We start from the raw sequence: 25,221 nt of genomic DNA, 5'->3' as shown, positions 1-25,221 counted from the left end.
GGCGAGGAACGAGCGACGGCGTATCGAGACCCGGCGTATCGAGACCCGACGTATCGAGACCAGGCAGCTCAGTACACCTGCAGCTCGGCCGCGTGGACGATCGTGCCGCGGTCGGAGCCGGTCTTGCAGTCGGTGTCGTTGATCGGGTCGGCGTCCTGCTCGCCGGCGTACCCGCCGAAGCCGGTGCACTGGTTCTCGAGGACGACCAGGCGGATGGCGGCCGCCTGGGTGGCCGGCACCGCGAAGCTCCGGAGGGTCAGGTCGGGAGCGACCGGGCGCGGCCGCTTCGCCGGGAACGCGTTCTTCTTCGAGGTGAAGAAGCGCTTCCACACCGCCTGGTCCGAGGAGCAGGCGCTCACGCACGCCTCGAGCGCGAAGCGCCGCAGCGCGGTGAACCGGGAGCCCGAGTCGGGGTCGGGGTCGGCCGCGAGCGGGATCTCGGTCGGGTCCGCCGGCGCCGGGTTGAGCATCGCGCTGACCTGGACCCGGCGCACGGTGTGCACGCCGCCGGCGAGGTCGACCGCGACGAACGGGTGCGTCTCGTCGACGTTCGTCTCGGAGACGCCGCCCCACGCGGTCTTCTCGGTCCCGTCCAGCAGCCAGGCCGGGTTGAGCGACCCGGCGCTGGAACCGATCAGCTTCGCGCCGTTCCTGCTGGCGGCGAGGTTCTTCGGCGCCGCGATGCGGACCGTCTTCTGCTGCCAGGGGTTCACGCTCACCGAGAACCGCTTGAACCCGGTGGCGGGGGAGACGAACACCAGGTCGTAGCGGCCGGGCGTCAGCTTCACGACGTTCTTCAGCCTGCCGCCAGGGACCGTGTCCGCGACCGGGGTGGCGCGGGCCTCGTAGTGGCCGACGTACAGCTTGCCGCGGGCGCCGCTCGCGAACGTGACGGTGGCGTTGCGCGCCTTCGGCGAGGCGAAGCTCGGGGTCACGTCGCCGGAGTCGGCGCTCGGCGTCGAGGCGCCGACGCCCATGCCGCGCTTGGCGAACGCGGCCCACATCACCTCGTTGTTGGCGCCGCCGAAGCGCATCCGGTCGGCCGCCAGCATCGCGTCGCGGGCGTCGAGCATGGACGTCGCGCCCTGCTGGAGCAGGAACGAGTCGAACACCAGCTGGATCCAGCGCCGGTTGCCCGGGCACTTGTCCGGCGGCAGCGGGGTCTGGCCCGCGGTGGCCTGGGCGCAGCGCAGCTGGAGCTTCGCGTTGCCGTACGGGAACGCGCCGTTCCACTTCTCGACCAGCGCCTGGCGGACGTCCCACTGGGTGCCGTTCCAGATCTCGCCGTCGGCATGCACCTCGTTGCCGGTGCTGTCGAAGCCGTAGTCGGAGTAGTTGAGCGGGTTCTTGTTGATCGCGTAGTCGCGGATGGCGACGGCCTTGTTGCCGGTCGCGTAGACGCCGATCGCCCAGGGGTTGCCGCCGTTCGCGTAGCCGTGGCTGAACATGTACTCGCCGGCCGTCAGGTCGCCCCACGACTCGCCCATCGCGCCACCCTGCTCGGACGTGATGCCCTCGTCGGGTCCGCCGATCATCCGGTTGCTGATCGCGTGGGTGTACTCGTGGCCGACGATGCCCATGTCGAGGCCGCCGTCGACGCACGGCGCGTAGAACGCCCCGGCGAGCGGCTGGAAGAGGTACTGGTTCGTGATGCCGGGGACGCCGTCCTGCAGCGTGATCTGGTTGGCGTTGTCGCGGCCGAGGAGCGACGGCTGGCCGCCGGTCAGCGCTCCGGCCTGCGCGTTGCCGATCTCCTGGTCGCCCTCGACGCCACCGCGGCCGAGGTTGCTGGCCTGGAGGTTGTAGTTCTCCTCGGTGAAGCCCAGGTAGTAGGAGTAGTCGTGCATCCGGTTGTGCGCCACGAACAGGTTGCCGACCGACGCGTCGATGTCGTTGCCGCCGGGGGTGAGCTGGGTCGGGTCGCACTGGGAGTTGTTCCACGCGTCGGTGAACTCCGTCGTGTACTCGCGGGTCGGCGAGATCGGCGCCTGGGCCGTACCGCCCGGGGTCAGCGGACTCACCCACGCCTCATGGGTGTTCGCGTTGTTGCCGATCGTCGTCATCGTGCCGAGGCCGGTGCCGGCCACGGTGTCCCACGGCCCGGGAGCGGCGATGTTGCGGAACGGACCCGACGGCGTGGTGCAGCCGGAGCCCGGGAGCCAGCAGCCGACCACGGTGTTGGTGGGCGTGTTCTCGGGGGAGTAGTCGAGCGTCGGGTTCGCGGTGAAGTAGCGCCACCTCGGCTCGAAGCCGAGGTCGTCGGTCGAGGGCCCCTCGGTGTCGCTGGTGGTCACGCTCGCGACGTAGGTGCCCGGCGGCAGGAACGGCACGGTCGGCGCGTCGAACGGGCAGACCTGCATGGAGTAGGTCCCCTTCGGGATCGAGGCGGCGGCGTACGTCGCGGTCTCCGGGCTGGTGCCGAGGTCGCCCGACACGAGCAGGTCGCCGCCGGGGGAGAACAGCTTCACCACGACGTCGTTCGCGGTGTTCGCCATCGCCGCGACCGCGACGATCTGCTTGGTGTTGCCGTCGGTGAGCTCGAACTCGTGCTTCGGGCCGCACGCGGTCGCGGTGACCTCGCCCTGGTACGGGTGGACGTCGTTGTTGCTCTCGGCCTGGTTCTGCCGGTGCAGGATCGCGCCGGTGACGCCGTCGACCATCACCGTGTAGGCGAACGGTGAGCCGCCTTCGACGTCGAGCACGTTGGTCTCGAACACCGGCCGGACGCTGCCGTCGGCCAGGGCCAGCGCGCGCAGCCGGACCAGCTGCTGCTGCGCGAAGCCGGGGACGGTGAGCACGTTCCAGCCGTCGGTGACCGCGCCGGTGATGTCGGTGATGTCGCCGGCCCCGACGGTCCGGCCGACGTCGGCCGCGGCCTTCACGAACGCCTGGACCGGGGACAGCGTGGCCGCCGGGGGAGCTCCGTCGGTCTTGGTGATGGAGGACGACGCGTACGCGATCGCCCCGTTCGCGACGCCGACCGTGACCATGCTGCCGAGCGCCGGGGTGAGGTCGCCGAACGTCTGGCGGAACAGCACCGCGCGGGCGTCGCTCTGTGCGAGCTCCTGGCTGTTGACCAGCTCGAGCCCGTCGACCTGCTCGCGGGTGAGGCCGAAGACGGCGGCGTTCCTGCGCAGCCACGTGCGCGCCGCGGTCGCCGGGTCGCTGGACGTCGTACGGGCGAGCTCGCCGTTGACGGGCAGGATCGAGGACGGCGTACCGAACTGGTTCCACCGCAGGTCGACCGCGTTGAGCCGGCCGGCGGCGGCGCGCTGGGCGGCCGTCGGGAGCACGGTGCCGCGCAGGTCGAGGTCGGGGAGGCCCGCCACCGGGTCGGTGAGCGTGACCGTGACGTCGCCGGCCCGGGCGAGGGGAGCCTTCGTGGGGCTCGTGGCGAGGGCGGGGAGCTGCGCGAGCCCGGGGACCAGGGTGGCGGTCAGGAGGGCCAGCGCGACGCCGTGGTAGCGGCGGCGGCGCACGGAGGATCGGGTCATGCCGGAGTCAACGCCGGACGTGATCGTTCGTTATGTGAACCGGCTCGCACCGCGGTTTCGGCGTCTCTTTGATCGTTCCAAGAAAATGACGGTACCGTCCTGCTGTGCGTGCCATTCGTCGCTTCACCGTCCGTCCCGTCCTGCCCCCGGCGCTCGCCGCGCTGGGCGATCTCGCCGGCAACCTGCGCTGGTCCTGGGACTCCGCGGCCCAGGATGTCTTCGAGTATGTCGACCCCACGCTGTGGGAGTCCACGGGGCGTGACCCGGTCAAGCTGCTCGGCGCCGTGGGCCGGTCCCGGCTCGAGGAGCTCGCCTCCGACGCCGCGTTCCTGGAGCGCCTCGGCGCCGCCCGCGCGGACCTCGAGCGCTACCTCACCGGCGAGCGCTGGTGGCAGCGCCGCCAGGCCGCGGGCGAGGACACCCCGAACGCGATCGCCTACTTCTCCCCGGAGTTCGGCATCACCGCGGTGCTCCCGCAGTACTCCGGCGGCCTCGGCATCCTGGCCGGCGACCACCTGAAGGCCGCCAGCGACCTCGGCGTACCGATCATCGGCGTCGGCCTGCTCTACCGGCACGGCTACTTCAAGCAGGCGCTGTCGCGTGAGGGCTGGCAGCAGGAGTCCTACCCCGTCCTCGACCCCGACGGCCTGCCGATCTCGCTGCTCCGTGAGGAGAACGGCGAGCGCGCGACGATCAGCATCGCCGTCCCCGGTGGCCCGGACATCGAGGCGCGCATCTTCGTCGCCAGCGTCGGCCGGGTGCCGCTGCTGATGCTCGACACCGACCTCGAGAACAACCCGGAGACCTACCGCGACATCACCGACCGGCTGTACGGCGGCAACAGCGAGCACCGGCTGCGCCAGGAGCTGCTGCTCGGCGTCGGCGGCGTCCGCGCGATCCGCGCGTTCTGCCGGATCACGGGCCACGCGGCGCCCGAGGTGTTCCACACCAACGAGGGCCACGCGGGCTTCCTCGGCCTCGAGCGGATCCGTGAGCTCACCGTCGCCGAGGGCGGCCCGAAGCTCGACTTCGACACCGCGCTCGAGGTCGGCCGCGGCTCGACGGTCTTCACGACCCACACCCCGGTGCCCGCGGGCATCGACCGGTTCCCGCGCACGCTGATCGAGCAGTACTTCGGCGACGCCGGCCCGACCCCGGGCGTCCCGGTCGACCGGGTGCTCGCGCTCGGCGCCGAGGACTACGAGAGCGGCGATGCCTCGGTCTTCAACATGGCGGTGATGGGCTTCCGCCTCGCGCAGCGCGCGAACGGCGTCTCCCAGCTGCACGGCCACGTCAGTCGTGGCATGTTCCGCGGGCTGTGGCCGGCGTTCGACGAGGCCGAGGTCCCGATCACCTCGATCACCAACGGCGTGCACGCGCCGACCTGGGTCGCGCGTGAGGTCGTCGAGCTGGCCGTCGGCCAGGGCGCCGACCCCGAGGGCGACGACACCACCGCGTTCTGGGCCGCCGCCGACAAGGTGCCGGGCGCCGAGATGTGGTCGACCAAGCGGCAGCTGCGCGAGCGGCTGGTCAAGGACGCCCGCAAGCGGCTGGCCCGCTCGTGGGAGAAGCGGGGCGCGGCGCGCGCCGAGCTCGGCTGGATCGAGAGCGCTCTCGACCCCGACGTCCTCACCATCGGCTTCGCGCGCCGGGCGGCGTCGTACAAGCGCCTGACGCTGATGATGCGCGACCCCGCGCGGCTCAAGCGCCTGCTGCTGCACCCCGAGCGGCCGATCCAGCTGGTGATCGCCGGCAAGGCGCACCCGGCCGACGACGGCGGCAAGAAGCTGATCCAGGACATCGTCCGCCTGTCCGACGACCCGGAGATCCGGCACCGCATCGTGTTCCTGCCGAACTACGACATCGCGATGGCGCAGCCGCTGTACCCCGGCTGCGACGTGTGGCTCAACAACCCGCTGCGTCCGTACGAAGCCTGCGGCACCTCGGGCATGAAGGCCGCGCTGAACGGCGGGCTCAACCTGTCGGTGCTCGACGGCTGGTGGGACGAGTGGTACGACGGCAACAACGGCTGGGCGATCCCGACCGCCGACGGTGTCGAGGACGTCGACCACCGTGACGACCTCGAGGCCGACGCGCTCTACGACCTCATCGAGAACGAGGTCGCGCCGCGGTTCTACGACCTCGACGCCGAGGGCGTGCCGACCCGCTGGATCGAGATGACCCGGCACACGCTGAAGTCGCTCGGCCCGAAGGTGCTCGCGACCCGGATGGTGCGCGACTACGTGCGCCAGCTCTACACGCCGGCCGCGCTGACCGCGCGGGCGCTGAACTCCGACTACGCGGGCGCCGCCGAGCTGGCCGCCTGGAAGAAGAAGGTCAAGGGCGGCTGGTCCGGCGTACGCGTCGAGCACGTCGAGAGCAGCGGCGTCAGCGACGCCCCCGAGGTCGGCGACCAGATGAGCGTGCGCGCCTTCATCGCTCTCGGCGAGCTGTCGCCCGACGACGTCGACGTCCAGCTGGTCCACGGTCGCAGCAACGGCGAGGACGAGCTCACCGAGACCACCGTCGACTCGCTGCGCGTCGTCGAGACGTACGACGGGGGCCGCTACCGCTTCGACGGCGACGTGGTCCTCGACCACTCCGGCTCGTTCGGCTACACCGTGCGCGTGGTCCCGCGGAACAACCTGCTGGCCTCCACCGCCGAGCTCGGGGTCGTCGCCCTGCCGTAGCCGCGCGCTGGCGCGTCGTGCGATTCGCGCGCGGGGGTGCGTGCTGCTCCCTAGGGTGTGCTCCGTGATCAGAGTTCTCGGGCCGCTCGAGGTGGACGGGGCGGACGGTCCCGTCGAGATCGGTTCGCCGCGGCACCGTGAGGTGCTGGCGGCCCTGATCGTCGACGTCGGGCGGGTCGTCTCGACCGACGCGATGTACGAGCGGGTGTGGGGCGACGGTGCCCGCGGTGCCACGACCGCGAACCTGCACGCGATCATCTCCCGGCTGCGTGGCCGGCTGAAGGTGGTCGACGGGCTGGAGATCGTGACGGTGCCACCGGGCTACCGGCTCGACGTCCCCGCTGACGCGATCGACGCCGTCCGCTTCACCGCGCTGCTCGGCCGGGCCCGCTCGGACCGCGCCGCCGGCGACCTCGAGCTCGCGCGGCAGCACGTCGGGGACGCGCTCGACCTGTGGCGGGGCGAGGCGTACGCCGAGATCCAGCAGCCCTTCGCGCAGGCCGAGGCCGCCCGGCTCGCCGGTCAGCGCCTCGCGGGCCATGAGCTCGCCGCCGACCTCGACCTGGCGCTGGGCCGGCACGACCGGGTGCTCTCGGAGCTCGCACCCCTGGTGGCGGAGCACCCGTTGCGCGAGCCGCTGCGGCTGCGTCAGATGCTGGCGCTGTACCGCGCCGGCAACCAGGCCGACGCGCTCGCCGTCTTCGCCGACGTGCGCGCGGTGCTCGTCGAGGAGCTCGGCCTCGACCCGGGGCCGGAGCTCCAGCGGCTCTACCAGCGCATCCTCGAGCAGGACCCGACCCTGCTCGACGAGGTGCGGCCCGCGGACGTCCCGACGGACGTACGGGCCGGCGTACGAGCGGACCCGCGGGCGGACCTGCGGAGGGACATCGTCCCGCCTGCCGGCGCCCTGGTCGGCCGCGACGACCAGGTCGCCTACGTGCGCTCGCTGCTCGACGGCAGCGCGCAGCGGATCGTCACCCTCACCGGGGTCGGCGGCGTCGGCAAGACCCGGCTGGCCCATGCCGTGGCGACGGCCGCGGCCCCGGCGTACCGCGACGGCGTCGCGATGATCTCCCTGGCGCCGCTGACGGACCCGGCGACCGTGCTGCCGGAGATCGGGCGCGCGACCGGGCTGCCGGCCGTCGACGGGACCGACCCGGTGGCGACCGTCGCCGAGCACCTGCGCAACCGCGAGGTGCTGGTCGTGCTGGACAACCACGAGCACCTCCTGGAGGCGGCCGGCCAGGTGAGCCGCCTGGTGGCCTCCTGCCCCGGCCTCACCCTGCTCGTGACCAGCCGCGCCCCCTTGCGGGTGCGCGGCGAGATCCAGTACCAGGTGACGCCGCTGCCGCTGCCCGACCCGGACGCCGCTGCCCCGGAGGAGATCGAGTCGTCCGCTGCCGTGGCGCTGTTCGTCGAGCGCGCCGAAGCGGCCTCGCCCGGCTTCGTGCTGGACGCGTCGAACGCCGTCGCGGTGGGCGCGATCTGCCGCCGGCTCGCGGGCATCCCGCTGGCGCTCGAGCTGGCGGCGGCCCGCGTCCGGCTGCTGCCGCCGGTCGCGATGCTGCCCCGCCTCGACGAGATGATGGCGACGTCGAGCGCCCGCGACCTGCCGGCCCGCCAGCGCACGATGCGGGCGGCGATCGACTGGAGCCACGACCTCCTCGGGCCCGAGGAGCAGCAGCTCTTCCGGAGGCTGTCGGTGTTCGCGGGCGGCTTCAGCCTGGACGCGGCGGAGGCGGTGGCCGACCAGGCCGACGCCCTGTCGCTCCTCGACTCGCTGGTCGAGCACTCGCTCGTCGTCCCGGACGGCACGACGGATGCCACGCCCCGGTTCCGGATGCTCGAGCCGATCCTGCAGTACGCCGCCGGCCGGCTCGTCGGTGACGAGGCGCTCGCGGTGCGGGCCGGCCACCGGGCCTACTTCCGGGCGCTGGCGGCGGCGACCGAGCCGCACTACCGGGGCGAGGGCACCATCGAGGCCCTCGCCCTGACCCAGCGCGAGCACCCGAACTACGTCGCGGCCCTGGAGTCCGGTCTCGCCGACGGCGATGCCGAGTCCACCGGCCGGCTGGCGTGGGACCTCTGGCTGTTCTGGTGGCTGCGCGGGCACCTGGTCGAGGGCAGGCGGATCACGACCGCGGTGCTGGAGCGCGACGTTCCCGACGACGTCCGGGTCCGGGCGCTCGCGGCGCGCGGTGCGATGACCTTCGCGCAGGGCGACCTCGAGGAGGCCCGGTGCTGGGCCGAGGGGGCCGCACTCGCCGCGGCGACGGGCGACCCGGTCGGCCAGTCGCACTGCGTCGCCGGGGTCGGCCTGATCGCCCTCGCCGAGGGCGATCTCGAGGCCGCGGAGCGGGCCATGGACGCCACGATCCCGCTCTGCGAGCAGACCGGGGACCGCGGTGGCTGGCTGTGGACGCTCGCGCACATCTGGCAGGCGACGATCGCGCTGCTGCGCGGCGCCCCGGAGCGAGCCGACGCCCTCCTGACCCTCGGGTTGGAGGCCGGGCGGAGCAGGCACGATCCGCTCGCGGTCTACATCGCGCTCTTCACCGCGGCCCAGATCGCCATCGCCACCGGCGACACCGATCGCGCTCGCCGCCAGCTGGAGGAGGGGATCGCGCTGAGCCTCCAGACCGGCGACCTGGCCAACCTGGCGTACTTCCTCGAGGCGCTCGCGGTCGTCGAGTCCCAGGCCGGACGGCACGACCGGATCGGCGTCCTGCACGGCGCGTCCACGCGGCTGCGTGAGTCGGTGGGGGCCAACGTCTACGGCTACTACAAGCCGGACGAGACGCTGCTCGCGGAGGCGCTGGGGGTCGCCGCGACCGCGCTCGGCGAGACGGAGTTCGCGGCGGCGGTCGACGAGGGCCGACGGCTCACGGTGACCGAGGTCGCGGCCTACGCGCAGGGGCTACAAGCGAACGACAGGTGATCCGCAAGGGCCGCCGCCGAGGGTGGTGGCCATGGAGATCCGCACCGAGACCTGGCTGCCGGCCGGCTGGCAGCACCCGACCAGGGTCGACCTGCCCACGGGCCACCACCTGCGCCCGATCCGGGCGTCCGACGTCGACCTCGACCTGCCCGCTGTCATGGGCTCCCGTGACCGGCTCTGGTCGATCTACGGCGCCGCCTGGGGGTGGCCCCCGGCCGGCATGACCCACGAGCAGGACCGGGTCGACCTCGCGCGGCACGAGGCCGAGATCGAGGCGCACGAGTCGTTCAACTACGCGCTGTTCGACGCCGACGAGTCCGCCCTGCTCGGGTGCGTCTACGTGGACCCGCCCGAGAAGCCCGGCGCCGACGCCGAGGTCTCGTGGTGGGTCGTCGACAGCCTCGTCGGCACCGAGGTCGAGGCAGCGCTCGACGAGCTGGTGCCGCGGTGGATCGCCTCCGCGTGGCCGCTCGAGCAGCCGCGCTACGTCGGGCGAGACCTGACCTGGTCCGAGTGGATCGCCCTCCCCGACCTGCCGGCGCTCGACCGCGACTGAGCACGACTGGCCCCGACTGACCCCGACTGACCCTGACTGGCCCCGCATGGCCAACACGACACCATCCCGCCCCACCAGTAGAGGAAGACAGAGATGAAGAAGCCCCTCCTGGCCCTGCTCGCGACCACCGTCGCGCTGCTCGGCCTGCTCGCCCCGTCCTCGCCCGCACACGCCGCAGGCGAGTGGCAGGACGGCAAGTCCGACGCGGACACCGTCGTCGACTGCATCACCGGGTTGCCGAGCACCGGCGTCAGCGCGAACGTCGGCTGGCTCTCGCCCGACGGCGAGGTGCCGACGATCGGCGAGAAGTTCTACCTGCGCGGCTACATCGGGCTGATCAGCCTGCCGTGCAGCGGGAAGGTCTCCGTCCTGCCGGAGATCCTGGTGCCGCGCGGCATCGAGTTCGTCGACGAGGACGTGCGGTGGGACCTCACCGAGGCCGGTGAGGACCAGGACCTCGGCACCGGTCCTCTCGCGTTCGACAACGGCGTCAACGGCGGCATCCTGATCGGCAACGCCGACTACTCGCCGTTCGTGCTGCGGCAGGGCGACATCCTGGAGTTCCAGTTCCCGGTCCGCGCGACCCGCGAGCTCAAGGGGCCGGCGACCCAGCAGCCGGAGTGCCAGGACCGGCGAGACGGTACGGCGCCGTGCCCGATCGACCAGGCCGGCGACCACTTCCAGGTCGGCTTCACCGTCGGCGGTCACGGCGGCGACAAGTACTACGTGACCCCGTACGTCGGGCTGTTCGCCGCCAAGTCCGGGCCGGGCGGCCAGGACGGCAAGGTCGGTTCGACCACGACGGCGACGTACGTCGCGAAGGCGGGCAAGCCGGCGCGGGCGACGGTCGTCGTCCGGGCCGACCGCACGCCGCTCGGCAAGGTCGTCGTCCTCGACAAGGGCAAGGTGATCGCCTCCGCCCACCTCGAGGAGGACGACCGCGGCCGGATCTCGATCGCGCTCGGCAGGCTCGCAGCGGGGCCGCACAAGCTGGTCGCGAAGTACCAGGGATCCGGCACCGTCCAGGCTTCCGCATCGAAGCCGAAGACGGTGAGGGTGGGCTGATTCGGTCAGCCGTGGTGGGGTCGGCGCAGTCCTTTCGAGGGCTGCGCCGACTCGCCTTGCTGGTGAGGTCAGACCGGTCTCGACACGCCGGTCGCGACGTCGTTCCTCGGTCGCGCGGCTCGCTCGACCACCGTCAGCGGATCCGCTGACGCGTCCCTGCTCAGTCCTCGCGGATCACGACCACCGTGCGCGGGCCGAGGGTGAGCCGGTCGCCGGCCTCGACCGGGCTGCCGACGGGCAGGTCGTCCTCGGTGGAGAGCACGATCTCGCCGGAGTGCACCCAGTCGTTCTCGGGCAGCGTGATGCGCAGCGGCTCGGGGTCGGAGTTGAACCAGAGGACGAAGGAGCTGTCCACCAGCTGCTCGCCGCGCGGGCCGGGGGAGCGCAGCGGGGCGCCGGAGACGAACATCCCGACCGCGCGGAGGTTGGCGTCGTACCAGTCCTCGTTGGCCATCTCGCGTCCTGAGGGATGCAGCCAGGCCAGGTCCTTCGGGCCGCCCCGGATCGTCGGGCGGCCCTCGAACCAGTGCCGCTGCCGCAGCGCCGGGTGCTCGCGACGCAGCCGCAGCGCGGCCTTGGTGACCTCGTAGACGTCGAGCCACGCGTCGTCGGGCCGCCAGTCGATCCACGACGTCTCGTTGTCCTGGGCGTAGGCGTTGTTGCTGCCACCCTGGGTCCGGCCGCGCTCGTCGCCCGCGGTGATCATCGGGACGCCGTTCGAGAGGCACAGCGTCGCCATCATGTTCGCCGCCTGCCGCCGGCGTACCGCCACGACCTCCTTGTCGTCGGTCTCGCCCTCGACGCCGTGGTTCCAGGAGCGGTTGTTGTCGGTGCCGTCGCGGTTGTCCTCGCCGTTGGCCTCGTTGCGCTTGTGCTCGTAGGTGACCAGGTCGCGCACGGTGAACCCGTCGTGGGCGGTGACGAAGTTGATCGAGGCGTACGGCGAGCGCCCGTCGTCGAGATAGAGGTCCGACGAGCCCGCCAACCGGGTGGCGACGGTACGGATGCCGCTGGAGTGGTTGCGCCAGAAGTCCCGGATCTCGTCGCGGTACTGGTCGTTCCACTCGACCCACGGCGGCGGGAACTCGCCGACGCGGTAGCCGTCCATCGAGGCGTCCCAGGGCTCCGCGATCAGCTTCACGTGCCGCAGGACCGGGTCCTGACCGATCGCGGTCAGCAGGGGACAGGCCATGTCGACGCTGTGCTGCACGCGGGTGAGCGCGGACATCAGGTCGAAGCGGAAGCCGTCGACGTGCATCTCGGTGACCCAGTACCGCAGCGAGTCGAGGATCAGCCGCAGCACGAACGGGTCCGAGGCGTCGACGGTGTTGCCGCAGCCGGTGACGTCCCAGTACGTGTCGTCGAAGTCCGTCGCGGGATCGCCGTCGCTGACGCGGCAGTAGAAGCCGCGGTCGTCGAGGCCGCGGAACGACAGCGTCGGCCCCAGCGCCCCGGCCTCGGCGGTGTGGTTGAAGACGACGTCGAGGATCACCTCGATGCCGGCCTCGTGGAACGCCTTCACCATCGCCTTGAACTCGGCGACCTGCTGGCCGCGGTCCCCGGTGGCGGCGTAGGCGTTGTGGGGCGCGAAGAACCCGAGCGAGTTGTACCCCCAGTAGTTCACCAGCCCGCGCTCGACCAGGGCGGGCTCGCTGGTGAACTGGTGGATCGGCAGCAGCTCGACCGCGGTGATGCCGAGGTCCTTGAGGTAGTCGACGACAGCGGGGGTCCCGAGGCCGGCGTACGTGCCGCGAAGCTCCTCGGGCACCCGGTCGTGCAGCGCCGTCATGCCCTTGACGTGCACCTCGTAGATCGCGGTGTCGCGCCAGCGGTGCCGCAGCGGTGCGTCGTCGCCCCAGTCGAAGTCGTCGTCCCCGACGACCACGCTGCGCGGGACGTACGGCGCCGAGTCGTCGGTGTTCATGTGGGCGGGGTCGTCGAACCGGTACCCGAAGATCGCGGGGTCGACGGTCACGTCGCCGCTGACCGCCTTGGCGAACGGGTCGAGGAGCAGCTTGTTCACGTTGAAGCGGAAGCCCTGCTCGGGGTCCCACGGGCCGGCGACCCGGTAGCCGTAGCGAGTGCCGGGGGCGACGCCGGGGATGGCGCCGTGCCAGATCCCGAGGGTCTGCTCGGTGAGCCGGTGCCGCTGCTCGACGCCCTCGTCGTCGTACAGGCAGACCCACGCCGCGGTGGCGCTGGGCGCGTGGACGGCGAAGTTCGTCGCCTCGGCCGACCACGTCGACCCCAGGGGCCAGTTCCGCCCGGGCCAGACGGAGGCTCGCTCGCCGCGGTTGCGCCAGAGTCCTGGGGTCACCCGCGCCATTGTTCACGATCACGACACAATGCCGGTGACCGAGTTCGGAGACAGACGAGAGGCAGGGCGTGACATGGGCGAGTTCGTACGACTGGAGGTTGCTGACGGGATCGGCACGATCCGGCTCGACCGGCCGAAGATGAACGCGCTCAACGTCCAGGTCCAGGAGGAGATCCGCGCGGCCGCCATCGAGGCCACCGAGCGCGACGACGTGCGGGCCGTGGTCGTGTACGGCGGCGAGCGGGTCTTCGCCGCGGGAGCGGACATCAAGGAGATGGCCGACATGTCGTACACCGACATGGTCAAGCGCTCCGGCGCGCTGCAGTCGTCGTTCGGCGCCGTGGCCCGGATCCCCAAGCCGGTCGTCGCCGCGGTCACCGGCTATGCCCTGGGCGGCGGCTGCGAGCTGGCGCTCTGCGCCGACATCCGGATCGCGGCCGAGGACGCCGTGCTCGGGCAGCCCGAGATCCTGCTCGGCATCATCCCGGGCGCCGGCGGCACGCAGCGGCTCACGCGCCTGGTCGGGCCGAGCAAGGCCAAGGACCTGATCTTCACCGGCCGGTTCGTGAAGGCCGACGAGGCTCTCGCCATCGGCCTGGTCGACAAGGTCGTCCCGGCCGCCTCGGTGTACGACGAGGCGCTCGCCTGGGCCGGTCAGTTCACGAAGGCGGCGTCGTACGCGATCCGCGCGGCCAAGGAGAGCATCGACCGCGGCATCGAGGTCGACCTGGAGACCGGCCTGGAGATCGAGCGGCAGCAGTTCGCGGCGCTGTTCGCGACCGAGGACCGGACGATCGGCATGCAGTCGTTCGTCGAGAACGGGCCCGGCAAGGCCGAGTTCGTCGGGCGTTGAGACTTTTCTGATTTCTGTGTGAGAAATCATATATTTCGCACAACTTCCGCTTAAGGTGCTGTTCACAGCCCGGTGGGTGGGCTGTCCCCGGCCGTTCGGCGGCGGGGGAGTCAGTGGCCGCCGTGGCGGCCCGGGAGGAGACAGATGATTCACAAGACGACGCGCCGCCGGGTGGCTGCGCTGACGTCGGGTGCCGTGGCGGCCCTGGGCCTCGTGGTCGTGCCCGCCGTCGCCGGCCTGAGCACCGCCTCGGCGACGGTCAGTGCGACGAGCATCCCCTACGCCTGCGTGTACTCGGGCTTCCAGCTCCCGGGCAAGCTCACGCTCTCGGTCGCGACTCCCGACAGCGCCGCTGTCGGTGACGCCGTGAACCCGGCCATGACCGGTACCTTCGCCTGGGACGACGCCGCCTTGTCGATGCTCCGGATCGCCAACCTCCAGGCCGTGCCGGACACCCTGAAGTTCACGATGGACACCACGACGGGCGCCGCGGCGGGCACCGCCGTCCTCAACATCCCGTCCGCGCCGCTGCCGGCCTCCGGCCCGGTCGCCTGGGACGGCAACGGCTCGTGGGGCGCCATCGACACCAGCACCCCGGGCGCCGTCGCGCTGTCGATCGGCAACGCCACGCTGGCGGGCAAGGCCACCACGAGCTTCTCCGGGCCCAACCCGGTCGACATCAGCATCCCGTGCACCGCGGCCACCACCAAGCTCGGTGAGTTCAACGTCACCGACGGTGGCGTCGACCCCGAGCCCGAGGGTCTCTCGTACACCTGCGTCCTGACCGGTGGCCCGGCCCCGGTGGATCTCCCGTCGACGGTGAACCTCGAGGTCACCCCGCCGGCCAGCGCGACCGCCGGTCAGCCGTTCGAGGCCGACGTCGACGTCACCATCGACATGGGCAACCTGGCCCTCGGTCCGGTTGGCGGCTTCACCGGTGAGCTCGACCTCGACTTCCTCGTCGGCGACCAGGCCTCGGTCGGCACGCTCCCGATCGACCCGGTCACGCTCGTCCCGAACGAGAAGAACGACGTCGTCCTGCACGCTGCCGGTCCGGTCCAGCTGCTCGCCCCGGCCACGGCTGGTCCCGCAGACATCGACATCGCTGACATCGTTCGGAACCTGCAGGCGAACGTCTACGGCTCCAACATTCCGAACACCGGCGACTGCACCCCGGACGCCGGCCAGGACCTGACGGTCGGCTCGATCGACGTCGAGCAGGCCGAGCCGGTCGCGGTTCCCGTCGACGGCGCGGTCAAGATCACCGGCACCGCCAAGGTCGGCAAGACCGTGAAGGCCGTCGCCGGCAAGACCGATGGCGCGACCGTCAAGTACCAGTGGCTCTCGGGCGGCAAGGCGATCAAGGGCGCGACCAAGCCCTCGCTGAAGCTGACCAAGGCCCTCAAGGGCAAGAAGGTCTCCGTCAAGGCGACCTACAGCAAGGACGGCTTCCTGCCGGTCACGCAGACCTCGAAGGCAGTGACCGTCAAGAAGTAGCAGCACCTGGATCCACAGATCGGCCCCGACGCCTTCCCGTCGGGGCCGATCTGCGTTCCGGGCCAGGTTTGGAACCTCGGTCGCTGTGCCATCCTTCGTCCGTGGCAGAGCGGAAGTCGACGAGGTCAGGCAGCGCGATCCGGCTCCGGCTGAGCCAGGTCGTATGGGTGGCGGCGGTCGTGTGCGCCCTGTTCCTGGCCGTCGGGGCGCTGTTGATCGCGCTCGACGCGAACCGCGACAACGCCCTCGTGGCCTTCGTCCTCGACGTCGCCGACGTCGTCGACCTCGACGTGTTCTCCCGTGGCAACGGGGTCTTCCACTTCACCGGCGAAGACGCCGCGACCAAGAACGCGCTGACCAACTGGGGCCTCGCCGCGGTCGGGTACCTCGTCGTGGGTCGGATCCTCGAGCGGATCATCCGGCCTTGACGACCCTGACAGCGTCGCTGTGACAAACCCGACGCTCCAGCGAGTTTCTACCGTGGGTACGCGACGGTAGCCTCACAGCCACACACCTAGTGCACAGGAGGGGCCGCTCCGGCCACACACCACTATGAACATTGTCGTCTGTGTGAAGTACGTTCCCGACGCCACTGCCGACCGGCAGTTCGAGTCGGACAACACCGTGGACCGCGTCGGCGTCGACGGGCTCCTGTCCGAGCTCGACGAGTACGCCGTCGAGCAGGCCCTCCAGATCAAGGAGAAGGCCGGCGACGACACCGAGGTCACCGCGGTCTGCATCGGCCCCGAGAAGGCCGTCGACGCGGTGCGCAAGGCGCTCCAGATGGGTGCCGACAAGGGCATCCACGTCGTCGACGACGCGATCGCCGGCTCCGACGCCGTCGCCACCTCGCTCGTCCTCGCCAAGGCCGTCGAGAAGGCCGGCCCCGCCGACCTGATCGTCTGCGGCATGGCCTCGACCGACGCCGTCATGAGCGTCGTCCCGGCGATGCTCGCCGAGCGGCTCAGCCTGCCGCAGGTCACGCTCGCCTCGGTCGTCGAGACCCAGGGCGACCAGGTCCGCGTCAAGCGCGACGGTGACACCGCGACCGAGGTCATCGGCGCGACGATGCCGCTGGTGCTGTCGGTCACCGACCAGTCCGGCGAGGCTCGCTACCCGTCGTTCAAGGGCATCATGGCCGCCAAGAAGAAGCCGCTCGAGACCTGGTCGCTGAGCGACATCGGTGTCGACGCCGGCGACGTCGGCCTGTCGGTCGCGTGGACCGAGGTCGAGGACACCACGCCCCGTCCGCCGCGCACCGCCGGCGAGATCGTCAAGGACGAGGACGGCTCGGGCGCCACTGCGCTGACCGAGTTCCTCGCCTCGAAGAAGTTCATCTGAGGACCTGGAGAGTATTAGCTGATGTCTGAAGTTCTCGTTCTCATCGATCACGTCGACGGCGCCGTGCGCAAGCCGACCTACGAGCTCCTGACCATCGCCAAGCGGCTCGGCGAGCCGTCCGCGGTCTTCATCGGCAGCGGCGCCCAGGGCGCCGAGGTGGCCGAGAAGGTCAAGGCGTACGGCGCGGAGAAGGTCTACGTCGTCGACGACGCGCAGATCAAGGGCTACCTGGTGGCTCCGAAGGCCGAGGCGCTGCAGCAGCTGGCCGAGAAGACCTCGCCGGCCGCGATCCTGATCCCCTCCACCTCGGAGGGCAAGGAGGTCGCCGGTCGCCTGGCGATCAAGATCGGCTCGGGTCTCATCACCGACGCCGTCGACGTCCAGGAGGGTGGGGTGACCACGCAGAGCGTGTTCGCCGGCAACTACACCGTCCAGGCGAAGGTCACCAAGGGCACGCCGATCATCACGGTGAAGCCGAACTCCGCCGCTCCGGAGGAGTCGGCCGGTGCCGGTGCCGTCGAGGAGTTCTCGGCGACCATCTCCGACGCCGCGAAGGGCGCCCAGATCGTGGCCTCGCAGCCGCGCAAGGCGACCGGTCGTCCCGAGCTCACCGAGGCCGCGTCTGTGGTCGCCGGTGGTCGTGGCACCGCCGGCAACTTCGAGCCGATCGAGGGTCTCGCCGACGCGCTCGGCGCCGCGGTGGGTGCCTCGCGTGCCGCCGTCGACTCCGGCTGGATCCCGCACACCTTCCAGATCGGCCAGACCGGCAAGACCGTGTCGCCGCAGCTGTACGTCGCCGCCGGTATCTCCGGTGCGATCCAGCACCGCGCCGGCATGCAGACCTCGAAGACCATCGTGGCCGTCAACAAGGACGAGGAAGCCCCGATCTTCGAGCTGGTCGACTTCGGTGTGGTCGGCGACCTGAACGCCGTTCTCCCGGCCGCCGCCGACGAGATCAACAAGCGCAAGGGCTGACCCTGGACCTCGGAGACTTCGCGTCGCTTCAGCCGCTCGAGGGTGGCTGGTCCGGGGAGACGTTCGTCGCAGAGGCCGGCGGAGACCGCACCGTGGTGCGGATCTTCGCCGGCCTTCGCCATTCCCCGCACGCCGCCGAGATCCAGGCGGCGCTGCTGCGCCTGGTCCGCGGCCTGCTGCCGGTGCCCGACGTGCTCGAGGTGCGCCCCGAGCTGCTGGTGACCACGTTCCTCCCCGGAGTGCGCGCGGACCTGCTGCTGCCGACCCTCGACGACGAGGGGCTGCGTCGGGTGGGGGAGTCGTTCGGCCGGGTCGCCGGCACCCTCGCGGGCATGCCGCTGCTGGCCCGCGGTGTCTTCGCCGACGGCGAGCTGCGCATCGAGCGGTACGACCTCGAGCTGCCCGACTCGCTCGGCGAGCTCGCCGCGCGCGCGGACACGCTGCTCGACCAGGAGCGGCGTACCTCCCTGGTGCACAGCGACCTCAACCCGAAGAACCTGCTGGTCGACCCGGACACGCTCGCGGTGACGGGCGTGCTCGACTGGGAGTTCGCCCACGCCGGACACCCCTTCACCGACCTCGGCAACCTGCTCCGCTTCGACCGCGAGCCGGCGTACGTCGAGGGCGTCCTGTCGGCGTACTGCGCGCTGCGCGGCACCTCGCCCGAGCGCTCCCTCGACCTCGCCCGCGCCGCCGACCTGTACGCGCTGACCGAGCTGGCGTCGCGAGCGGGGGACAACCCGGTCGCCGACCGCGCCGCGACCCGCGTCGACGCGATCGTCGCCGCGCAGGACTGGCACGCGACCTAGTCGCTGACCTCTAGCCTGTGCGCGTGGCGAGAACCCTGTGGCTGGCGCTGGTGCTCGGCGGCGCCGTGGGCGTGGTGGCCGGGCTGTACCTGGAGGTCGTCCGCCTGGCCCAGGAGCTGCTGTGGGAGGGCACCGATCCGTGGGTGCTGCCGGGGGACAGCTGGTGGCAGGTGATCGCCCTCTGCGGGGTGGGTGGGCTCGCGGTCGGGGCGCTGCGGATCCGGCACGACCGGGACACGCCGCACGACCTCGAGGACGCGCTCGCCGAGCTCGACGACGTGGTCGACGAGGATCGCAAGCCGCCGGTGAAGGTGAGCTACCTGACGCGGGCGGTGCTGCTGGGCGTGGTGTCGCTGGCGTTCGGGGCGTCGCTCGGGCCGGAGGCGCCGCTGATCGTGCTGGCCGCCGGCCTGGGCGACCGGGTCGCGCGGATCCTGCGCACCAGCCGCAGCGAGGCTGCCCTGATCTCCGCGTCCGGTGCGCTGTCGGGGCTGTTCGGCGGGCCGCTCGCCGCGATCGCCCTCCCGCTGGAGCGCGGCCGCGACAGCGACAAGAAGGTCCGGATGATCGGGGCGTCGTTCGTCGCGGGCGTCGCCGGCCTGATCACGATGCTGCTGGTGCTGCCGGAGTCCGGCACCCACTACGAGCTGCCGCCGATCGAGACCGGTACGGCGCGCGAGCTGCTCGAGGCCGTCGGGTGGTCGGCGCTGGCCGCCGTACCCGCCGCGATCGCCGGCCTCCTGCTGCTGATGTCGACGGAGCCGGCCCAGCGCTGGGCGACGAGGCTCGCGCCGGCGACCGTGCCGCGCGCCGTCGTCGGCGGGCTGGTGCTCGGGGTCTGCGGGGCGATCGACGGGCTGACCCTGTTCTCAGGCGAGCACCAGGGCCAGGACCTCATCGACTCGGCCAGCGACACCGCGGCCTCGGCCCTGCTGGTCCTGGTGCTGCTCAAGCTCGTGGCCACCCTGGCCTGCCTGAGCACCGGGTGGTTCGGCGGTCAGATCTTCCCGTCGGTGTTCATGGGCATGGCCGCCGCGCTCGCGCTGGCCGAGGTCTGGTCGGCCGTCCCGGTGGGTGCCGCGGTCGCAGCGGGCGGCGCCGCAGCGGCGAGTGCCGTGCTGCGCCGCCCGCTGGCGACCGTGCTGATCCTGCTGCTGTTCTTCCCGCTCGGCGCGCTGATCCCGCTCGCCGTCGGCGCCGGGGTCGGCGCGCTCGCGGTGTCGCTGCTGGGCGACCGGGCGCCGGAGCCGCACCAGCTCGCGGCGCCCTGAGGCTCAGCCGGTCCCGCCGTACACCTCTTCCTGGATGATGCCGACCTGGGGCACGACCACCTTCCGGGCGCCCTCCTTGCCCTTCAGGCGGATCTCGCGGAGCTCGAGGTTGTTGGTCTTGTCGGACTCGACGAGACGGTTCTCCGGGTTCGCGAGGACCGCGATGTAGTAGGTGCCGTTCGGCAGCCCGCGCAGGTCGAACGACTGGCCGGCGCGGTACTGCGTGTAGGTGTCGCCCCACCCGGCCGCGAGCACCTCGCGGATCGAGAGGGACGAGTAGTCACCGCACGACGTCGAGAGGTCGGTGTTCTCCGGCTTCCACTCGGCGTCCTCGACCGTGAGGTCGACCGAGTCGGTGTTCGCGAGGCAGAACGCCTCCTTGCGCGACCGCACCGCCTCGGCCATGTCGGCGTCGAGCAGCGAGTAGCGGGCGAAGTCCTCGAAGTGCCAGTGCGAGTGCGACGGCTTCGCGTCCCACTCCATCGAGCCGACCTCCTCGTAGCCGGTCTGGTTGCCCTCGGCGTCGAAGAAGTACTGGTACGCCGTCATCTCCTCGTCGGCGGTCCGGAAGCCGTCGACGACCACCGGGCTGTTGCCGGCGTTCCACACCGTTGCGGAGAAGCGCAGGAAGTTGCCGTTCTCGGAGACGTTGATGCCCCACGCCGGCAGCGACTGCAGGTCCGGCATCGGGCCGTCGGCCCGCAGGCCCTGGGGTCCGGTCGGCGCCTGCGCCGCGGGGCGGTACGCCGGGCTGCGGTGCTCGTGCGGCGGCTCGGGGCCGACGTCGCCGTCGCCCTCGTCGGTCACCGTCAGCCCGAACGTGCGCGTCGCCTGCTCCTCAGAGAGACCGAACAGGTCGGCGTACGCCGGCGCGATCCGCGCGGTCACGGTGTACTTGCCCGAGGGGATGCGCAGCGGCCGGTCGGTGTTGAGGATCGGGGTCGCCCAGCCCTCCTGCACTCCCTGCACGGAGCCGACGCTGTACGGGTTGTACCAGCAGCCGGTCGGGTAGGGGGAGCGCGCCGGCGCCGTCGGCTCGACCCGCTCGGAGTAGCCGTTGAGGCAGGCCTTGCGGGTGAGCGTGCGGGTCTTGCCCTTCTTGACCGGGTCGACCTCGAGGGTGAGGAAGCGGTCGAGGCCGGAGAACGTGGTCATCGAGCCGACCGGCAGCGCCACGTCGCCGCCCGGCGCGCGCCAGACGGTCTCGATCTTCTGGTCGTACGACGGCCGGCCCGACCACAGCTCGAACGGACCGTTCTCGGCGACGACGCGCAGCCCGAGGTCGGTCCAGGCCTGGTCGCGGAAGCCGTACGCCGTGACGTGCTTCGGCGCCCAGAGCGTGATGGCAGGGGTCTCGTCAGCCTTCTGCCGCGGCTCGTCCGGCGCCGCGATGGCGACCGGGACCGCGGCCAGCGCTGAGACCGCGAGCGCGAACGCGGCGGTGAGCCCGAGGGCTCGAGGGGTACGGAGGAACAAGGCGGGTCCTTCCCCGACGGCAGCGCGGGCGCTGCGATGATTCCGACGAGCGTACGACGGTCGGCGGGGCCGTTTGGTTGCTTTAACCTCGGGCCATGAGCGAGCGAATCATCCAGAGCAGCGCACCAGGTGCCTCGTGCGCGCACGGAGCGAAGCGAGTACGCGCATGAGCATGAACGACGTCATCGCCGTGGCGGAGCGGGCGCGCGAGGCGAGCCACGGCCTGGCGCTGGCCACCCGTGCCGAGAAGGACCGGGCGCTGCACGCCATGGCCGACGCTCTCCAGGCCCGCGCCGAGGAGGTCCTCGCCGGCAACGCCGCGGACGTCGAGCGGGCCGAGGCAGGTGGCACGCCGGCCAACATCATCGACCGGCTCCGGCTCACCCCGGAGCGTCTCGACGCGATGGCCCAGGGACTGCGCGACGTCGCCGGGCTCCCGGACCCGGTCGGCGAGGTCGTGCGCGGCGGGACCCTCGCCAACGGTCTCGAGCTGCGCCAGGTGCGCGTGCCGTTCGGCGTGGTCGGGATGATCTACGAGGCCCGGCCCAACGTCACCGCGGACGCCGCCGGCATCTGCCTGAAGTCCGGCAACGCCGTGCTCCTGCGCGGCAGCTCCAGCGCCCGCTCCAGCAACGCCGCGATCGTCGCCGTCCTGCGCGATGCCGTCGCCGAGGCCGGGCTCGACGCGGACGTCGTCCAGCTGGTCCCCGGCGACACCCACGACAGCGTCAAGGCGCTGATGCGTGCCCGCGGCCACGTCGACGTGCTGATCCCGCGCGGGGGAGCGGGCCTGATCCGCTCGGTCGTCGAGGAGTCGACGGTCCCCGTGATCGAGACCGGCGTCGGCAACTGCCACGTGTACGTCGACGCCGCGGCCGACCTCGACAAGGCGCTCGCGATCGTCCTCAACGCCAAGACCCACCGCACCAGCGTCTGCAACGCGGCCGAGTCGCTGCTGGTGCACGCCGACCTCGTCGACACCTTCCTCCCGCGCGTGGTCGCGGCGCTCCAGGACGCCGGGGTGACGATCCACGGCGACGCCGCGTTCGGTGCGTACGACGGCGTGGTGGCCGCCACCGAGGAGGACTACGAGCAGGAGTACCTCTCGCTCGACATCTCCGCGGCCGTCGTACCCGACCTGGACGCGGCGGTGCGGCACATCCGGCGCTACTCGAGCCAGCACACCGAGGCGATCGTCACCGAGGACCTCGCCGCGGCCCGCCGGTTCACGGCCTCCGTCGACTCGGCGGCGGTGCTGGTCAACGCGTCCACGCGGTTCACCGACGGGGGCGAGTTCGGCTTCGGCGCCGAGATCGGGATCAGCACGCAGAAGCTCCACGCGCGCGGGCCGATGGGGCTGCCGGAGATGACGTCGACCAAGTACGTCGTGACCGGCGACGGTCACGTCCGCCCGTGACGCTAGGATTCGGCTCATGAACGCGCTGCTCACCGTGCTCCACACCGAGAACCCCAACGTGCCCAACGAGTGGTTGCTCGGCGGGGTCACCCTGGCGATCCTCATGGCGCTGCTCCTCGGCCTGATCTTCTTCGGCGCTGGACGCGAGCACAGCTGACCAGCGACGCGGCCCTCGAGCCCCTGCCCCGACGGGTAGGGGTCATGGGCGGCACCTTCGACCCGATCCACCACGGCCACCTCGTGGCCGCGTCGGAGGTGCAGGCGTGGTTCGACCTCGACGAGGTCGTCTTCGTCCCGACCGGCGCGCCCTGGCAGAAGGCTGACCGTGCGGTCACTCCCGCCGAGGACCGCTACCTGATGACGGTGATCGCGACCGCGTCCAACCCGCGGTTCACCGTCTCCCGCGTCGACATCGACCGGGCCGGCACGACGTACACGATCGACACGCTGCGCGACCTGAAGGCCCTGTGGCCCGACGCGGAGCTCTACTTCATCACCGGCGCCGACGCGCTGGCCGACATCTTCACCTGGCGCGACGCGGAGGACCTCTTCGAGCTCGCCAGGTTCGTCGGCTGCACCCGGCCCGGCTACACCATGGACGAGGCGACGATTGCGTCGATCCCCGCCGACCGCGTCACCATGGTGGAGATCCCCGCCCTGGCGATCTCGTCCACCGACTGCCGCGACCGCACGCGGCGCGGGGAGCCGGTTTGGTACCTCGTGCCGGACGGCGTCGTCCAGTACATCGCCAAGCACGACCTGTATCCCAAGGCCACTCCCAAGGCCATTCCCAAGGACACTGCATGACTGCCACCGACCATGCCATCGAGCTCGTCGAGGCCGCCGCCCGCGCCGCCTCCGAGAAGCTCGCCCAGAAGATCATCGCCTTCGACGTCAGCGAGCAGCTGGCGATCACCGACGCGTTCGTGCTGGCCTCGGCCACCAACGACCGCCAGGTGAAGGCGATCGTCGACGAGATCGAGGACAAGCTCCGCGAGATCGGCGCCAAGCCGATCCGTCGCGAGGGCGAGCGCGACGGGCGCTGGGTGCTCATCGACTACGGCGAGATCGTCGTCCACGTGCAGCACGAGGAGGAGCGCGAGTTCTACGCCCTCGAGCGGCTGTGGCGCGACTGCCCGCTGATCGAGCTGCCCGCCGACGTCGTCTCGCATGAGCGCTAGCCACCTCCCCGTGAAGCACCTGGTCCTGCTCCGCCACGGTCAGACCGCCTGGAACGCCGAGGGCCGGATCCAGGGCCAGCTCGACGTCGAGATCAACGAGACCGGCCACGGGCAGGCGGCCGCGGTCGCTCCGCTGCTGGCCGCGCTGCGGCCGGTGGTCCTGTGGTCCTCCGACAGCGCGCGAGCGCGGCAGACGGCGGCGTACGTCGCCAAGGAGACCGACCTCGAGCCGACGTACGACGCACGGCTGCGGGAGTACTACCTCGCGGACTGGCAGGGCCGCACGCATGCGGACGCCGTCGCTGCCGACGCCGCGCTGTTCGAGCGGTTCCGTGCCGGCGACTTCGACGCGGTGCCCGGCGGCGAGACGACCGCCGAGGTGTCGGCCCGCATGGTCGAGGCGCTGACCGAGCTGCTCGACTCGATCGAGCCCGGCGAGGTGGCGATCGCCGTCTCCCACGGAGCCGCGATCCGCGACGCCGTGCCCGTCCTGCTCGGCTGGCCGGTCGGGGAGCGCGCCGCGCTGCGCGGTCTGGCCAACTGCGGCTGGGTCGAGCTCGAGCAGGCCGCCGCGGGCGAGCCGCTGCAGCTGCGGGCGTACAACCGCGTGGCCGCTCCCTGACCCCCCGATTTCACATCGGCGGATCTGGTTGGTTAGTATTCCGCGAGTTGCGACCCGCAAGGGAAGCAATGGCTCGGGGGTGTGGCGCAGCTGGTAGCGCACCTGCATGGCATGCAGGGGGTCAGGGGTTCGAGTCCCCTCACCTCCACCGAACACGAGAAGGCCGGTCCGTTCGGACCGGCCTTCTCGGCATTTCGGGGATCGGCGGTTCCATGTCCGACCACCGGGGGAGCCCCCGGATTTCACTGCGTGTTTTCTTGACTCGTTCAAGAAAAAGGGAAAGACTGCGCGGGTGACGACGACCCCCGAGCAGCAGCTGCGGGAGGTGGGCCTGCGGGTCACCCGCCCGCGGCTCGCCGTGCTCGCGGCGGTGCACGCGCACCCCCACTCGGACACCGACGCCATCCTCGGTGTCGTCCGTGCGGACCTGCCTGAGGTGTCCCACCAGGCCGTCTACGACTCGCTGCACGCGCTGACCGGCCACGGCCTCGTACGCCGGATCAAACCGGCCGGCTCGGTCGCGCGCTACGAGTCGCGCACCGGCGACAACCACCACCACGTGGTGTGCCGCTCCTGCGGCGCGATCGCCGACGTCGACTGCGCGGTGGGGCACACGCCCTGCCTGACCGCGTCCGACGACCACGGCTTCGTCATCGACGAGGCCGAGGTCGTCTACTGGGGCCTGTGCCCCAGCTGCTCCACCCGTACCCCTCAGTGAA

General features: G+C 71.6%; 20 protein-coding genes and 1 tRNA gene. 18 read left to right on the top strand and 3 right to left on the bottom strand.

The window, feature by feature from the left end; all coding sequences use genetic code 11:
• Positions 1–68 precede the first annotated feature (68 nt).
• Positions 69–3,494, bottom strand: coding sequence for a M36 family metallopeptidase (locus MJ604_RS21900; RefSeq protein WP_243060837.1), 3,426 nt, complete (start codon positions 3,492–3,494; stop codon positions 69–71).
• 104 nt (positions 3,495–3,598) lie between these two features.
• Here MJ604_RS21900 and glgP point away from each other — a divergent pair, with 104 nt between their 5' ends.
• From glgP to MJ604_RS21880, 4 genes are all read left to right on the top strand, one after another.
• Positions 3,599–6,184, top strand: coding sequence for an alpha-glucan family phosphorylase (gene glgP, locus MJ604_RS21895; RefSeq protein WP_243060836.1), 2,586 nt, complete (start codon positions 3,599–3,601; stop codon positions 6,182–6,184).
• 64 nt (positions 6,185–6,248) lie between these two features.
• Positions 6,249–9,122 carry a BTAD domain-containing putative transcriptional regulator gene (locus tag MJ604_RS21890; protein ID WP_243060835.1) on the top strand — a complete coding sequence of 958 codons (2,874 nt, stop codon included), beginning with the start codon at positions 6,249–6,251 and terminating at the stop codon, positions 9,120–9,122.
• Positions 9,123–9,153: 31 nt separating this feature from the next.
• On the top strand, positions 9,154–9,678 hold the full coding sequence (locus MJ604_RS21885; RefSeq protein ID WP_243060834.1) for a GNAT family N-acetyltransferase: 525 nt from the start codon (positions 9,154–9,156) through the stop codon (positions 9,676–9,678).
• Between the two features lie 93 nt (positions 9,679–9,771).
• On the top strand, positions 9,772–10,743 hold the full coding sequence (locus MJ604_RS21880) for an Ig-like domain-containing protein (RefSeq protein WP_243060833.1): 972 nt from the start codon (positions 9,772–9,774) through the stop codon (positions 10,741–10,743).
• A 160-nt stretch (positions 10,744–10,903) separates the two neighbouring features.
• Here MJ604_RS21880 and glgX read toward each other — a convergent pair whose 3' ends face one another.
• Positions 10,904–13,069 carry a glycogen debranching protein GlgX gene (gene glgX / locus MJ604_RS21875; protein ID WP_243060832.1) on the bottom strand — a complete coding sequence of 722 codons (2,166 nt, stop codon included), beginning with the start codon at positions 13,067–13,069 and terminating at the stop codon, positions 10,904–10,906.
• Positions 13,070–13,133: 64 nt separating this feature from the next.
• On the opposite strand from glgX, the gene MJ604_RS21870 reads away from it, so the two are divergent.
• The 7 genes from MJ604_RS21870 (at position 13,134) to MJ604_RS21840 (ending at position 19,806) form a co-directional block, all read left to right on the top strand.
• Entirely contained in the window at positions 13,134–13,913 is a 780-nt protein-coding gene (locus MJ604_RS21870) for an enoyl-CoA hydratase/isomerase family protein (protein WP_243060831.1), read from the top strand.
• Positions 13,914–14,057: 144 nt separating this feature from the next.
• Positions 14,058–15,410, top strand: coding sequence for a hypothetical protein (locus MJ604_RS21865; RefSeq protein ID WP_243060830.1), 1,353 nt, complete (start codon positions 14,058–14,060; stop codon positions 15,408–15,410).
• A gap of 101 nt (positions 15,411–15,511) precedes the next feature.
• Entirely contained in the window at positions 15,512–15,838 is a 327-nt protein-coding gene (locus MJ604_RS21860) for a hypothetical protein (protein ID WP_243060829.1), read from the top strand.
• 142 nt (positions 15,839–15,980) lie between these two features.
• The gene (locus MJ604_RS21855; RefSeq protein WP_243060828.1) at positions 15,981–16,751 is read left to right on the top strand and encodes an electron transfer flavoprotein subunit beta/FixA family protein; all 771 of its coding nucleotides are present in this window, start codon (positions 15,981–15,983) and stop codon (positions 16,749–16,751) included.
• Between the two features lie 21 nt (positions 16,752–16,772).
• Positions 16,773–17,726 carry an electron transfer flavoprotein subunit alpha/FixB family protein gene (locus MJ604_RS21850; RefSeq protein ID WP_243060827.1) on the top strand — a complete coding sequence of 318 codons (954 nt, stop codon included), beginning with the start codon at positions 16,773–16,775 and terminating at the stop codon, positions 17,724–17,726.
• Positions 17,723–18,535 (top strand): phosphotransferase, encoded by an 813-nt coding sequence (locus tag MJ604_RS21845; RefSeq protein ID WP_308194169.1) that lies wholly within the window; start codon positions 17,723–17,725, stop codon positions 18,533–18,535. Before MJ604_RS21850 ends, MJ604_RS21845 begins: the two co-directional genes overlap by 4 nt.
• 23 nt (positions 18,536–18,558) lie before the next feature.
• Positions 18,559–19,806, top strand: coding sequence for a chloride channel protein (locus tag MJ604_RS21840; RefSeq protein ID WP_243060826.1), 1,248 nt, complete (start codon positions 18,559–18,561; stop codon positions 19,804–19,806).
• 3 nt (positions 19,807–19,809) lie between these two features.
• Here the strand turns inward: MJ604_RS21840 and MJ604_RS21835 are convergent, their stop codons facing one another.
• Positions 19,810–21,282, bottom strand: coding sequence for a lysyl oxidase family protein (locus tag MJ604_RS21835; RefSeq protein ID WP_243060825.1), 1,473 nt, complete (start codon positions 21,280–21,282; stop codon positions 19,810–19,812).
• Between the two features lie 166 nt (positions 21,283–21,448).
• On the opposite strand from MJ604_RS21835, the gene MJ604_RS21830 reads away from it, so the two are divergent.
• The 7 genes from MJ604_RS21830 to MJ604_RS21800 all read left to right on the top strand — a co-directional run bounded on the left by MJ604_RS21830 (position 21,449) and on the right by MJ604_RS21800 (position 25,220).
• A complete protein-coding gene (locus MJ604_RS21830; RefSeq protein ID WP_374458366.1) occupies positions 21,449–22,699 on the top strand; it encodes a glutamate-5-semialdehyde dehydrogenase in 1,251 nt (416 codons plus the stop codon).
• Positions 22,700–22,715: 16 nt separating this feature from the next.
• On the top strand, positions 22,716–22,856 hold the full coding sequence (locus MJ604_RS21825) for a hypothetical protein (protein ID WP_243060823.1): 141 nt from the start codon (positions 22,716–22,718) through the stop codon (positions 22,854–22,856).
• 23 nt (positions 22,857–22,879) lie between these two features.
• Positions 22,880–23,506, top strand: coding sequence for a nicotinate-nucleotide adenylyltransferase (gene nadD / locus MJ604_RS21820; RefSeq protein WP_279236482.1), 627 nt, complete (start codon positions 22,880–22,882; stop codon positions 23,504–23,506).
• Complete coding sequence (gene rsfS / locus MJ604_RS21815) at positions 23,503–23,880, top strand: ribosome silencing factor (RefSeq protein ID WP_243060821.1); 378 nt, start codon at positions 23,503–23,505, stop codon at positions 23,878–23,880. Before nadD ends, rsfS begins: the two co-directional genes overlap by 4 nt.
• A gap of 10 nt (positions 23,881–23,890) precedes the next feature.
• A complete protein-coding gene (locus tag MJ604_RS21810) occupies positions 23,891–24,502 on the top strand; it encodes a histidine phosphatase family protein (RefSeq protein WP_243060820.1) in 612 nt (203 codons plus the stop codon).
• A gap of 75 nt (positions 24,503–24,577) precedes the next feature.
• Positions 24,578–24,650, top strand: a tRNA-Ala gene (locus MJ604_RS21805).
• Positions 24,651–24,794: 144 nt separating this feature from the next.
• Positions 24,795–25,220 (top strand): Fur family transcriptional regulator, encoded by a 426-nt coding sequence (locus MJ604_RS21800; protein ID WP_243060819.1) that lies wholly within the window; start codon positions 24,795–24,797, stop codon positions 25,218–25,220.
• Position 25,221 lies beyond the last annotated feature (1 nt).

The organism is Nocardioides sp. SR21 (assembly GCF_022761125.1).
In the GTDB taxonomy this organism is placed as follows: Bacteria; Actinomycetota; Actinomycetes; order Propionibacteriales; family Nocardioidaceae; genus Nocardioides.
The sequence above is the reverse complement of the archived record's forward strand: the minus strand, read 5'-3'. Positions and strand labels throughout refer to the sequence as shown.